Source organism: Arthrobacter sp. NamB2, assembly GCF_005281365.1.
GTDB lineage: Bacteria > Actinomycetota > Actinomycetes > Actinomycetales > Micrococcaceae > Arthrobacter_D.
The window spans coordinates 144,506-157,301 of record NZ_SZWI01000006.1 but is presented as its reverse complement, the minus strand read 5'-3'; the positions used below and the strand labels follow the sequence as shown (position 1 = coordinate 157,301).

At 68.0% G+C, this 12,796-nt stretch carries 12 protein-coding genes; 3 read left to right on the top strand and 9 right to left on the bottom strand.

The genetic code is table 11. The annotated features are described in order from the left end of the window. The first annotated feature begins 7 nt into the window (after window positions 1-7). A complete protein-coding gene (locus FDK12_RS11840) occupies window positions 8-1,402 on the top strand; it encodes an amidohydrolase family protein (RefSeq protein ID WP_137369754.1) in 1,395 nt (464 codons plus the stop codon). Between the two features lie 111 nt (window positions 1,403-1,513). Here the strand turns inward: FDK12_RS11840 and FDK12_RS11835 are convergent, their stop codons facing one another. The 8 genes from FDK12_RS11835 to FDK12_RS11800 form a co-directional block, all read right to left on the bottom strand. Then, a complete protein-coding gene (locus tag FDK12_RS11835) occupies window positions 1,514-1,810 on the bottom strand; it encodes a DUF1330 domain-containing protein (RefSeq protein WP_137369753.1) in 297 nt (98 codons plus the stop codon). A gap of 316 nt (window positions 1,811-2,126) precedes the next feature. Continuing rightward, window positions 2,127-3,815 (bottom strand): alkaline phosphatase D family protein, encoded by a 1,689-nt coding sequence (locus FDK12_RS11830; RefSeq protein WP_137369752.1) that lies wholly within the window; start codon window positions 3,813-3,815, stop codon window positions 2,127-2,129. Window positions 3,816-4,011: 196 nt separating this feature from the next. After that, window positions 4,012-4,926: a phosphodiesterase gene (locus FDK12_RS11825; protein WP_137369751.1), complete on the bottom strand. Its 915-nt coding sequence runs from the start codon at window positions 4,924-4,926 to the stop codon at window positions 4,012-4,014. Between the two features lie 5 nt (window positions 4,927-4,931). Next, window positions 4,932-6,068, bottom strand: coding sequence for a glycosyltransferase (locus FDK12_RS11820; RefSeq protein WP_137369750.1), 1,137 nt, complete (start codon window positions 6,066-6,068; stop codon window positions 4,932-4,934). Beyond that, window positions 6,058-7,395, bottom strand: a complete 1,338-nt coding sequence (locus FDK12_RS11815; protein ID WP_137369749.1) for a family 1 glycosylhydrolase — start codon at window positions 7,393-7,395, stop codon at window positions 6,058-6,060. The genes FDK12_RS11820 and FDK12_RS11815 overlap by 11 nt, the downstream gene beginning before the upstream one ends. Next, entirely contained in the window at window positions 7,392-7,673 is a 282-nt protein-coding gene (locus tag FDK12_RS11810; RefSeq protein ID WP_137369748.1) for a DUF6752 domain-containing protein, read from the bottom strand. The genes FDK12_RS11815 and FDK12_RS11810 overlap by 4 nt, the downstream gene beginning before the upstream one ends. Next, window positions 7,670-9,205: a class I SAM-dependent methyltransferase gene (locus tag FDK12_RS11805; protein WP_137369747.1), complete on the bottom strand. Its 1,536-nt coding sequence runs from the start codon at window positions 9,203-9,205 to the stop codon at window positions 7,670-7,672. Before FDK12_RS11805 ends, FDK12_RS11810 begins: the two co-directional genes overlap by 4 nt. Beyond that, window positions 9,202-10,665 carry a bifunctional cytidylyltransferase/SDR family oxidoreductase gene (locus FDK12_RS11800; protein ID WP_137369746.1) on the bottom strand — a complete coding sequence of 488 codons (1,464 nt, stop codon included), beginning with the start codon at window positions 10,663-10,665 and terminating at the stop codon, window positions 9,202-9,204. The genes FDK12_RS11805 and FDK12_RS11800 overlap by 4 nt, the downstream gene beginning before the upstream one ends. A gap of 244 nt (window positions 10,666-10,909) precedes the next feature. Here FDK12_RS11800 and FDK12_RS11795 point away from each other — a divergent pair, with 244 nt between their 5' ends. Further along, the gene (locus FDK12_RS11795) at window positions 10,910-11,365 is read left to right on the top strand and encodes a 23S rRNA (pseudouridine(1915)-N(3))-methyltransferase RlmH (RefSeq protein ID WP_137369745.1); all 456 of its coding nucleotides are present in this window, start codon (window positions 10,910-10,912) and stop codon (window positions 11,363-11,365) included. A gap of 128 nt (window positions 11,366-11,493) precedes the next feature. Next, entirely contained in the window at window positions 11,494-12,192 is a 699-nt protein-coding gene (locus FDK12_RS11790) for a DUF4232 domain-containing protein (protein WP_137369744.1), read from the top strand. On the opposite strand, the gene FDK12_RS11785 is transcribed toward FDK12_RS11790, so the two are convergent. Next, window positions 12,189-12,722 (bottom strand): hypothetical protein, encoded by a 534-nt coding sequence (locus tag FDK12_RS11785; RefSeq protein ID WP_137369743.1) that lies wholly within the window; start codon window positions 12,720-12,722, stop codon window positions 12,189-12,191. The genes FDK12_RS11790 and FDK12_RS11785 overlap by 4 nt on opposite strands. Between the last annotated feature and the right edge of the window lie 74 nt (window positions 12,723-12,796).

Here is a 12,796-nt window from a genome sequence, read left to right as displayed (position 1 = left end):
AGTCATCATGACAACCGACCCACGAGCCGCCCTCGGCGAAACACTCGCGGCCACCGCTACCGACCCGCTGCGTCGCGTGCTTCTCACCGGCGGGGCCGTCGTCACCATGGACCCTGTCATCGGCGATTTCCAGCAGGGCGACGTCCTCATCGAGGGAACCAAGATCATCGACGTCGGCGCGGACCTTCGAGCCCACGGGGCAGCCGACAACGCGATCATCATCGACACCACAGACGCAATTGTCAGCCCTGGCTTCGTCGACACCCATCGCCATGCCTGGGAAGCACAGCTACGGCGCATCATGCCCGACGTCAATGACCTCGGCGAGTACGTGATGAGCACGCTGAGCGGCATCGCGCCCCTGTACCAACCAGCTGACATGTACACCGGGACGAAGTTGGCCGCCCTCACCGCACTCGACAGCGGCATCACGTGCATGCTTGATTTCTCCCATAACTCCCGAACAGCCGATCACTCCGACGCTGCCATCCAGGCCCTGACCGACACTGGAATCCGAGGAATACACGCCTCCATGCGGCCACACTTCGGCGACTGGAACGAGCAGTGGCCGGCCGACCTGAAGCGACTCAAGGACCGGCACTTCACGTCGGCGGATCAGCTGCTCACACTTCGCCTGGCAACACTGGCGACAGACGAAGTCGCAGGTCCAGCCCTGGCATACGGGCAAGACCTCGCCGCCGTCGCCCGCGACCTGGATCTATGGGTCAGCATCGATGCGGTCTTCGGGCCGACCTCATCGCAGGCCATCCTCGACTGGCAACGGGTCGGCATCCTGAACGAACGCATGACTCTCATCCACTGCACGGGCCTTACCGATCAGGCATGGGCGGCCATGGGCAATGCCGGGACGACCGTCGCCCTCGCGCCCTCCTCCGACGCCCAGATCGGGCTCGAAACAGCTATCCCTGCCGTCGACGAAGCACTGAAGGCCGGCATCCGCCCGGGCCTGAGCATCGATGTGGAAGTCGCCCTCGCAAGCGACATGTTCACCCAGATGCGTACCCTGCTCTCGATCCAGCGGATGCTCGCGGTCAACACCGCCTATGGGACCGGCGAATCACCACAACGCATCACAGCCCGCGACGTCCTCGACTTCGCCACGGTTCAGGGCGCGAACAGCAACGGGCTCGGACACGTCACCGGTTCCCTGATACCGGGGAAACAGGCTGATCTGCTGATCATCGCCGCTGAGGACGTCAACAACATGCCGCTCAATGATGCCGTGGGCACGATCGTCCTCGGGGCCGATCCTCGCAATGTCGAAGCGGTCTTCGTCGCCGGTCAGGCTCGAAAGTGGGACCGCGCGCTCGTCGACGTCGATCTGACCGCCTTGAGGAACGAAGTGGGAGCATCTCGGGATCGGGTCCTGGCCGCACGTTAGGCGCGGAGCCACGAAAAGAAGCCCCTCGGATGACACTCGGAAGGAGACTCCTCCCACTGAGCGCGCACACAGCGCGCTCAGTGGATCGGGAGTGTATGAAGCCTCCTCCTACTAGGCTGCGTCCAGGCCCTCGATCACGATGGCGCTTTCCTGCGCGTGGGCCATCCGGAACTCACGCCATGGCTTGTACTCGGAGGAGTCATAGAACGCACGGAATGCGTCCTTACTGTCGAACCGGATGATGACTGCCAAGGCAGGCTTCCGGTTCCCCTCGGCCAGGATCGGCGTCTCATCCCGGGCGATTACCTGCCCCCCGTACTGAGCCAGGATCGGACCGACGTTCTGCTCGTAATGAGCGATTGCTTCAGGGTCGGTCGGGGTCATGTCAATGCTGATGTAGGCGGCCAAGGGGCGACTCCTTACTTCGATCTTATTCGATGCTTTAAAGATACATCGACTATAGTCGAATCATGCAGCTGGCCCGAAACGGCCAGGGTGGGCTCGTGCAACAGACCCAGAGCGGCTCGGCGCCGCAGGCGGGGTGGGTGCGGCCCACGTGCGAGGCTTCATCGCCGAGCAAGCCAGTGACCCGCGCCGATGTGTTCGATGGCCAGGGCAAGCGCGTCGCCGACGGCGGAGAGTCCGCGGGCATGCCCGCATTCCGGGCCGCGATCCGACACGACGGAGCACGGCCACGCTGCGGCACGCCGCTATACCGGCAGCGCTACCGTGCCGGCGTGAGCACCTTGGAGAACACCGTCGTACCGTTCGCGTCACGCAGGCTCACGGTGAAAGTGTCGTCCTCGAGCTGGACGTGGCCGAAGAACTGATTCTCGCCGTTGCGCGGTGATTCTCCCGGGAAGCGTCCGGCCTTGGAGAACACCACCTCGGGGCCGAACGTGCCGTCCATTGCGTTGGGGCCGAACGAACCCGCGGCAATTGGCCCTGCAACGAATTCCCAGAACGGGTCGAAATCCTTGAACCCGGCTCGCTCCGGGGAGTAATGGTGCGCGGCGCAGTAGTGCACGTCGGCGGTCAGCCAGACCACGTTCTTCACCCGGTTCCGCTTGAATGCGCTCAGCACCCCGGCGATCTCCAGTTCCTTGCCCAAGGGAGCGCCGGGATCCCGGTTGGCGAGGCTCTCCTGGTTCACCGCGCCGTCGGGCACGATGATGCCCAGCGGTAGGTCAGCGGCGATCACCTTCCAGGTCGCCTTGGACCTGGTCACCTCGCGAATGAGCCAGTCCACCTGCTCCTGCCCGAGAATGGTGGTGGCGTAGGGTTCCTTGCCGTCGGTGTTGGGGGACTTGAAGGTGCGCATGTCGAGACAGAAGACGTCCAGCTGCGGGCCGCGGCTGATCTTCCGGTAGATGCGCGCCGGCTGGTACTGACCGGCGTCGTCGAGCCTCCCTGGCCGCCACAGCGCTGCGCTGTCCGTGATGGGCATGTTCTCCTGCCATGCCTGCCGCCCCCGCGCCGCCAGTGTGTTGACATCGCGGACCGTGTAGCGGGGATCGTCCAGGATCTCACCGGGGTACCAGTTGTTGGTGGTCTCGTGGTCATCCCAGTTGGCGATCACGGGGACGTCGGCGAACATGGCACGCATGTTGGCGTCCATCGAGTTGTACCGGTGCCGACCTCGGAATTCCCTCAGGGTCTCAGCGACCTTGGACACCTCCTCCGTGACGAGGTTCTTCCAGACCTGCCCGTCCTGTTCCACCACGGTGTCGGCCAAAGGGCCGTCCGCGTACACGGTGTCACCCGAGTGGATGAAGAAGTCGGGGCGCGTCTGGTGCATGGCCTGGTAGCCGCGCATCCCGCCGATCTCCTCGTTGATGCCCCAGCCCTGGCCCGCCGTGTCGCCGGTCCAGACGAAGCTCTGCGCGGACGACGTTGGTGCTTCGCTTCCCTTGCCCTTCCCACCGGCGCGGCCCTTGCCGTTGTACGTTCCCGCGTCGGGGGCTGTGCGGAACGATCCCTGCACCGTCTCGCCGACACCGCCGCCGTCGTCCTCGAAGCTGATCTCCAGCGCGAAGCGCGTGTTCGACGGCAGCTTGTCCGCGTGGATCTTGGCCGTGAAGTCGGATGCCTGGGTGGCGCGAGGGCCGCGAAGGGTGCGCTCGAAAGCACCTAGGCCGCGAAGGATCTCGCCGCCGTCGTCGATCGCGCGAAGGATCGCCGTCATCTGGCCGGCGCCTGACGAGCGGGACCACAGCACGGCCGAGTTCGAGGTGACGTCGCCGGTGGCGATGCCGCTGGGCAGTGTCAGGCGGTTGCGAACCAGCGCCACCCCGGCGGGGAACCGGGCGGGTGCTGCGGTTGCGGCGGCGGGAACGGAGGCCAGAGCCGCGGCCAGGACCGAGCCCTTGACGATGGCGCGGCGGGAGACGCCGTCGCGAGTGGTGGGAGTCATGCCCTCACCTTTCCGCCGTCAGGAGCCCGGAATCTTTCTCGTGCGCGAATGGCCGGTAGACCTGGGTTGAACAGCAGGAGCCCCTCCTGTGGGCTGCGTCGAGGGACCCGTGGTGCGAGCTCATCCCCCGCCGACTCCGGCCACCCACCGGACGATCACCCCATAAAGCGGACCACGAAGGAGTCGGGCGGTGTGATCAGCGCCGCGTCCTGTCACCCGAGGCGAGACCCGCACCCGCCAGCCGTCGTCGTGCCTCCTCAGGCGCCACGTACTCCCCGACGGTCGCGAAGGACCCGAGCGTTGCAACGGAAGTGACGATCGTGTGCGGGTAGACGTGCACGAGGTTGAAGCCCTGCGCGCCGTCCCTCCCCCGGATGCCACCCACCGGCACGTTGAGGTCCTGGGTGTAGCACGTCGAGGACGCCACCGAGACGGGGATGCCTGCGAACAGCGACGACGACGGGAAGTGCACGTGCCCGGCCAGGATCAGCCGGACGTCCTTGCCCGCAACGATCTCTGCGAGCCGATCCTGCCTGCGGAGCTCCGTGAGTACGGCGAGGTCCTGCACCATCGGGATGGGCGGGTGGTGCAGCGCGAGGATGGTGCCCTCGGGCGCGGGACGTGACAACTCGACCTCGAGCCAGGCCAGCTGTGCGTCGTCGAGCTCGCCGTGGTGGTGCCCGGGTACGGATGTGTCGAGCGTGATCACGCGCAGGCCGCCGAGCCGGTAACTGCGGTGCAGCGGTGTCTCCTCCGGCGGCTCACCGAGCAGCGCCGCGCGCAGGGCGGGTCGCTTGTCATGGTTGCCCATGAGCCAGATCACCGGCGCGTCCAGCTGCTCCGCGAAGGGCTCGACGACGTCGCGCAGCGCGGCGTAGGCCTCGGGATCCCCCGTGTCGGTGAGGTCGCCCGTGAACACCAGCGCGTCCGGGCGGACGCCGGACTTCCCGACCTCCGCCAGGAGCTGCGCCAGCCGAACGCGTCCATCGACGCCGTCGTAGAGCAGCCCGTCGGAGACGAAGTGCGTGTCGCTGAAGTGGAGGAGGAGGTGGTCGGCGGGAGGGTGCTCCCGGGATAGGGATGCATCCTCCCGCCTGCTGGTCGTCGGCATGGCTGCTAGGCGGTCGCCCCGGCCGTGGCGCGCTCCGGCGTCGACCGCTCCTGGTCGAAGACCAGCTTGTCCATCAGTTCCGCGACCCTGTTCCAGTCGTGGCGCTTCAGCAACCGGCGCAACTCGGACGACGGCGCCTTGCCGGCCCTGCCCCGCAGTGCCTCGCACGCGGCGGCGAACCCTGCTGCGTCGTCCTGCAGGTCCACCACGCCGGGGAAGTCCGCGACCACGTCGGCCACCCGCGTGGAGACCACCGGCAGCGCCGACGCCAGGTACTCCAGTGTCTTGGTGGGGCTGATCGATCTGGTGGCCTCGTTGATCGCGAACGGCATCAGGGCGACGTCGAACTGCGCCATGTGACCGGGCAGGTCCTCGTAGGCCTGCTGGCCCAGGTACGTGATGTTCGGGGCCTGCGGCAGGTCCGACTCCTCGATCTTGCAGATGGGACCGACCATGCGGATCTCCCACTCGGGCAGGCGTTCGGCCAGGCCCGCGATCAGGTCGAGGTCCAGCCGTTCGTCGAGCACGCCGACGTAGCCCGCAACCGGCTTGCTGCGGTCCGGGCTGGCATCCCGTGCGGCCGCAGCATAGTGCTCGACCGACACCCCACTGGGTACGAGGTGCGCATCCTCGCGCCCCTGCTTCACCACGGACCGGTGCAGGGAGCGGCCGCCGGCGAAGACGACGTCGGCCTTCCGCAACGCCTGGCGTTGCCGGACGATGAGCTCCGGAGCTGCGTTCTTGAAGGCCGCCAGGTCGTCCATCACGTCGAACACGAGGGTGGTGGGTTCCAGCGCGAGGGCCGCTTCGAGGGCCAGCGGGGTGTAGATCCACACCACCCTGTCGCCGGTCGGCGGACCGATGAGCTTGGGCAGTTGCTCGACGTAGTCGGGCATGACCTCGTCGAAGAAGCCGACATGCCTGCCCTGCTCCGGGATCTCGAGGAAGACGCGGGTCAGGCCGTCCACGTCCACGGTGCCCAGGCGGTTCTCGGTCACCTCGACGCCCTGCGGCGTGAGCGGTTCCTCCACGAACCAGGTCTTCCGACCCGGCGTCTTGTTCAGGCGCGACACGAGCTGTTGAGGTCGCTGCCAGACCCAATCCCACCGCAGGTGCGACAAAACAATGAGTTCACTTTGCATCGACGATCCTCAATTCCATTTTCGTAGTTGTACGGGGAAGACGTGAACCGATGTCGGTTCCGGGGGGCTGTTGCCAGTCCCAGTGGGCCGTCTGGGGTCGATAGCCCTGCAGCCAGGTGGCTGCCGGTTCGGCGAAGAAGTACGCGGGCAGGTCGGTCGAGCGGGCCCCTCCGGCGGCGAGCGCATACGACGTCGACATGACCGAGGAACGTCGCTCGAGCGACTCGTCGAGGAAGTACACGCCCACCGGGTCCACGTGGCCCTCGCAGCGGAAGAGCAGCGAGTTCCAGTCCGTGGAGTCGATGACCGGGAACCAGCACACGCCGTCCATGACGATGCCGCGCGCCTGTGCCTCCTCGCACTGCTCGAGGACATACTTGAGCCACGTGGCGCGGTCCGAGGTATGGCCGCGGACGTTCGTCTCCGTGAGCATGCACGGCAGCCCGTAGCGCTCCCAGTACTGCTGGATCTGGTCGGCCAGGGGCAGCGGGGTGGGCGTGGGCGCGGCTCCTCCCTCCTCCGAGAAGTTCCACTGGCAATGGGCGTAGTAGTCGAGGCCGAGCACGTCGATACTGCCCGTGGGGAGGGACAGCAGGCGCTCGCCGCCCGCCGGAGCGAGGTCGCGGCCGAGCTGGCTGTCGACGTCATACCCCCTGCCGAGGAACGCGTCGATGACGAGGAAGCGCCGATCGTTGGCCATGTCCGCGTACCGCTGGCCCGACTCGTCGGAGCCGGTGTGGAATTCGCAGGTGTCGACCCAGACGTGGCGCGCGCCGGGCAGCAGCTCACGGTACAGGTGGCTCGCCTGGGCGACGGCCGGCATCACGTTCATGATGAGGTCCAGAAACCCCTGCAGACCGGAGTGGTAGGGCGGCCAGATGGCCTCGTGCCCGCAGAGGAACAGCGTGGAGAACGGCTCGTTGAAGAGCGTGTACTCCTCGATCCAGGGGTAGCGGCGGGCGAACGCCTCGGCGTAGCGCAGGTACGCGGGGCCGAAGCGGTCGTCCGCGAAACCGTGGGTGAGCCACGCCGGGTAGCTCGTGTGGTGGACGAGGTCCACGATCGGCCGGAAACCGTGCTCCCTCAGGTAGCCCATCACCTCGTCCGTGGAGGACCAGTCGTAGCTGCCCTCCGTCTCCTCGATGCGGTGCCACCGGATCGGGTAGCGCAGCCTGGTGATGCCGGACTTCGCGAGCAGGGCGAGGTCGTCGCGCCACCGGACGTCGTGCTCCGTCGTCTCGAAGATGTCGCGGTTGTGTGCGGGCATGAAGGTGCTCTCGAAGCCGCCGATGATCTCCAGCGGAGGTCCCTCGTCGTAGCGGGTCACTGCGCCTCCTCCCGTCGTGCGCCGCGTGCGCCCAGTTCCTCGTAGACGACATCGAGCAGCTCAGCGGCCCTCAGGTTGAGGCGCCTCGATTCGTCGAGGTCCGCATCGAGACGGACCACCTCCGCCCGCAGCTGCTCCACTTCCTCGCGAAGCGCCTGAAGCTGCTCCGCGATGCCGTCGGAGCCGCCGGAGCCGCCGGAGCCGCCGGAGCCGCCGAACCGTACCGCCATGTCCCGCGCAAGATTCCGTGCCATGTCCCGTGCCGTTGTCTCTGTCATGCCTTCTCCCTCCTCACGAGCACGCGCCGGCCTGTCGCCGCGCCTGCCCCGTCGTCGTCCTGCTCCTCGGCACTCAGCGAGTACCTCCGCAACTGCTCCCTGAACCGCGTCCAGTCGACCGGCTGGTACTCGGTCCAGCTCGCGGATCCCTCCGCGCCGGCCACGCCGACCTCGAGGAACGCCCGACTGCCGGGGGCGGCCAGCAGGTGCTTGATGAGCATCAGCGTGGTATCCCAGCCGAGAGGGCTGAGCGCGTTGAACAGGTGGTTCGCGTGGACGTGGACCGTCCCGTCGAGCTGCGCGCACCGCTTCCTCAGGTGCAGCGCGTGCCGTGCCATGGTCAGGTTGGCGCGCTCGAAGTGGACTGCACCGTCGCCCTGCGCGAGGTTGTCCTGCGCCCAGGCGAGCGCAGGCCGGCTGTAGTCGACGGCGAGGACGCGGTGCCCGCGGTCGGCGAGGTAACGGGCGTCGGCGCCGAGGCCGCACCCGAGATCGAGCACGGTCGACGACGGCGGAAGGTGCTCGGCCGTGGTTCTCACGAGATCCGACGGCGCCAGGGCAGGGCCGCCTTCGATCTCCGCGCGGTGGTGGTCCTCCCAGTTCTCGCGGTCCACGTCGAAGTGGTTGAGCCACCAGTAGTACCGGCGGAAAGCGGCCGGCGGCGTCACGAACGTGAACGTGGGATCCGGTACCTCCCAGGACGGCCCGTAGATGGCCGCGAGCAGTTGTGCGGGCTCCGCCGGTCCGGGCAGCAGGCGTCCGTTGACGGGCAGCGGCTTGAGCGGCTGGATGGTCACAGCGTCGGCTCGCTCGCGCGCGTGGAACGTTCCGTAGAACCAGCCGTCGCATTCGAAGTAGGTGAAGATGTCGAGGTAGAAACGGTCTGTCACCGTGCCGCCGGGGAACATGAGCTGCAGGTGACCGCTCGAGTGCCGCACCACCTCGTAGCCCTGCGCGGCGAGGGTCCGCTCGATGCGGAAGCTCTCCAGCACGACGTCGGAGGGGTTCGTGTGCTCGCTCAGGTACGCGAGGTCGGCGTCGTCGTCGTGCGCCATGATCCGCCCGTTGCGCACGGGCCCGAGCAGCGTGCCGCCCGTGACGAACAGCTCGACGCCGAGGGTCCGGCGCAGCACCTGGATCAGGTGCTCCGCCTCGTCGAGGACCTGCTCGATGAGCGCAGCGTCGCGGCCCTCGAAGGACCGTGCGATCCGCCCCCATTTGTTGACGACCTGCGGGATGCCCGTGCCGGGCTCGCTGAGGTCGAACTCCGTGCCGTCGTCGTCGATGGCGACGGTGTCCGCCGCGACCTCGACGCCCGCGTGCTCGACGGCGAGCCGCGCCCTTCCGGCCAGCCGCTCCGCGAGCGCGGGCGGCCAGTCGATGGCCAGCACGCCGGCGTCGTCAGGTTCCGGAGCCCGGACCGTCCAGATGCGTCGACCTGCCAAGAGGACGGACAGGGCGTCTCCGGAGGGGATCCGGGCGCCGGTGATCACCAGCCGATGTGCATCGGCTGTCAGGGCGGCCGCCCTCACCGGACACTTTCGAGCTGGGTCGGTAGCGGATCCACCTGGGGCAGCCGGACGTCGAAGACCTGCCCGGTGATGTCGGACGCGAGGACCTGAGCGCTGACGCTGGCGACGTCGGCGGCCTGGACGAGCGTCTGCTCGTCCTCGTGGCCGAACGCCTTCTCGCGCATCGGGGTCGCGGTACGGCTGGGGCTGATGCAGTTGACGCGGATCGAGTCGCAGCTCCACTCGTCCGCGAGCGCCTGCGTCAGGTTGACGAGTGCCGCCTTGGTCGCCGAGTACACGGTGTACTTGGCGCGGCCGCGCGTGTAGGAGCTGGAGGAGAACAGCAACAGTGAGCCGTGCGAGTCCGCGAGATAGGAGTGCGCCTCCTGGGCGACGACGAACGCGGCCATGAGGTTCACGCCGACGTCGTGCTGGAGCTGTTCGTCGGAGAGGTCCACCAGGTCACCGATCGTGAGGACACCCGCCGTGAGCACCACGTGGTCGATACGGCCGTACTGCGCGGCGGCATCGGCGAGCGCGCGGGAGACCGAGGTGCGGTCCTCCACGAAGGTGCCGCTGCCGGTCCTGCTGTGGCACACGACGTGTGCGCCCTCGTCCTGCAGCTGGCGCCCGAGCGCGCTGCCGATCCCCGAGCTGCCACCGAACACGACGACGACGGCGTCCCGCAGCGAGCCTGCCGGGAAGGGCACGGGATCCACGTGCTGATGCTTGAGCTGGAACAGCTTGTCGGCCAGGTGGATGTCGATCGGGTGCGTGATCTTGATGTTGGCCTCGTGGCCCGGGACGACGATGATCGGGACGTCAGGGCAGTACTTCAGCACGACGGAGCAGTCGTCCGTTGCGGCGAAGCCTGCGTCGGTCCGGGCATGCCCGTAGGCCTCCATCAGGGTGTCCCACCGGAAGGCCTGCGGGGTCTGTCCGCGGCGCAGTGAGGCACGTGGCGGCACTGCGCGGATGATGTCGTGCTCGTCCACCTCGATGATGGTGTCGGCGGAGGGGATCCCGGTGTCCACGGCGTCATAGGTGTCCAGGGCATCGACGCACGCCCGGATGATGGCGGGATCGACCAGCGGGCGGACGGCGTCGTGGAAGACCACCTTGGCGCCGGGTGTCGCGATCTCGCGCAGCGCCAGGTAGGACGTCTCGTTGCGGTCGCGTCCGCCGGGCAGGAGACCGGTGAGCTTCGGGAAGCGCTCCCGGGTGACGAGCTTCTCCGCCCGGCTCATGGAGCCGGGGTCCATCATCACGATGATCTCGTCGATGAAGGGGCACTGCTGGAAGACGTCGACCGTGTGCTCGAGGCTCGTCCGCCCTGCGACCGGCACGAACTGTTTGGGTATCTCGAGTCCCATGCGGGTGCCCACGCCACCGGCGAGGACCACACCGACTGTTCGTCGTCGGGAGCGTGCCTCGCTGCCCGCTGTGTTCGTCGCGTCGATTCCGCCGGTGATGGTCGACATTGCCGCCCCCTTCGTCAGTTAGTGGTCCTGCCAGAATTCAGCCAGCGTACTGAGCCACCCGCCCTCCGGTCAGGAAAAGTTCCGCGCGTGGATTGCTTGTGCAAGCGCTTGTTCTTTGCCTAGCGTTGGCCGGACGTTCACTTCTCCGGTCCTTGCACTGGGCCGGAGTGACCGCTAGCCGTACGCGGCGGGCCCCCGGTGCCCGTCACCGGGAGCGCTGTCCGACCCGCGATAGCCTGAGCACATGTCAATCCGGGTACTCGCTGTCGGCCGCAAGCACGAGGCCTGGGTGGCTGAGGGGATCGACCGGTACGTGAAGCGGCTGAAGAAGCCGTTCGACCTCTCGTGGCAGCTCATCCCCCACTCGGCGCGCGAGCACGACGCCGCGCGGAAGGAGGAATCCGAGCGCCTGCTCGTCAAGCTCTCCAACGATTTCGTCATACTGCTCGACGAGCGCGGCAAGGCCATCGACTCGCCGACGCTCTCCAGGACGCTGCTGCGGCCGCTCGAGGCTTCCCGGAGCATCACGGTCATCATCGGAGGCGCCTACGGCGTCGACCAGCAGGTGCATGATCGGGCGGATCTCGTCTGGTCCCTGTCTCCGCTGGTCTTCCCGCACCAGCTCGTGCGGCTCATCCTCGCCGAACAGGTCTATCGTGCCCAGGAGATTGCCGGCGGGCGCTCGTACCACCACGAGTGAGGCCGGTCGGGCGGGGTGACGGCAGAGGTGCCCGCAGAGGCGACGGCAGAGGTAACAATCGCAGCACGCCGTGCCGTGAGCACCCGACATGCACTGGACGCGGTGGCCCCCGGACGTAGGGTGAACTCATGACTGAACTGCTGGGGAGCAAGCGTTGGATCGCGGCCGCTGCGGCCGCCGGAGCCCTCGTCGCGATGAGTGGCTGCAGCACGGCGTCCGAGCCGGACGGCGGACGGTCCGTGTCGCCGTCGGCCGGCACCACGAGCGAAGCGCCGACGTCCTCCGCGGAGCCGAGCAGTTCCGCCACGCCGTCACCGTCACCGTCGCCAACCGTTTCCGCCGGCCCCACCGCGGGTACGACGCCGTCGCCCTCCCCCGGTTCCTCCTCTCCGGCACCTGCGGCCGGTGCTCCGTGCACGGCCGCCCAGCTGGCCGGATCGGTGGAGGACCAGCCCGGCGGCGGCGCGGCGGGCAGTGTCTACCGCACGCTGGTGCTCACGAACACTTCCGACCAGGAGTGCGCCGTCGAGGGCTACCCCGGGGTGTCCTTCGTGGACGCAGCCGGCACCCAGATCGGCGCTGGGGCGGACCGCGACGGATCGGCGTCGTCGCGTGTGTCACTGGCTCCGGGCACGTCCGCCACGGCGACCCTGCAGCAGACCAACGCGCAGAACTACGGCGAGGACTGCGGGCTCACTCCCGCCGCCGGTCTCCGGGTCTACCCGCCGGGCGCGACCGATTCGCTGGTCCTGCCACAGGAGATCCCGGCCTGCTCGGCGACGTCCATCGTCCTGATGACCGTCGGCACGCTGCAGCCCGCCGCCTAGCCTCCGCTACCCCGGTGCCCATCGGCGTGCGGGCGTGCCGGGCCCAGACCGAGCAGCCGTAGCCGCCAGGCCGCGAAGAGAATCAGTGCGGCGGTGGCGAGCGCGAGCGCCAGCGTCAGCCACGGCAGCGCCGAGGCGATCGAGACGACTCCCAGAAGGGCAGCCACCACCCCAGCGGTGACCATCACACGGCCGCGCTCGAGGTATCCGTACACGCCGAGTCCGATCCCTAGTACGACCCAGGCACCGAGTCCGCGGAAGGCCTCCACGGCCCCGCCGAGCAGAGCCCCCAGCTCGACGACGACGGCAAGGACGAGATACGAGCCGGCGTTCGCGTTGATGGCCGGAGGATGGCGTACGAGCCACGGCGCAGTCAGGACGATGAGCACCAGGGTGCTCACCACGAAGTAGACGGCAATACGGCCGGTGTCGCCGTCGAACACGACTGCCGCCACGGCGCCCCCGAGGAAGAGCGCCCCGACGCCGGCTACCGGCAACCAGTTGTTGGACACATGCCCGCGGGATGTCACGGCCTGCCCTGCTTCCGCTCCAGTGCCATGGCATCGCCCTCCGCCGGCCACACTGTGCGGCCCTCCTACGCAAC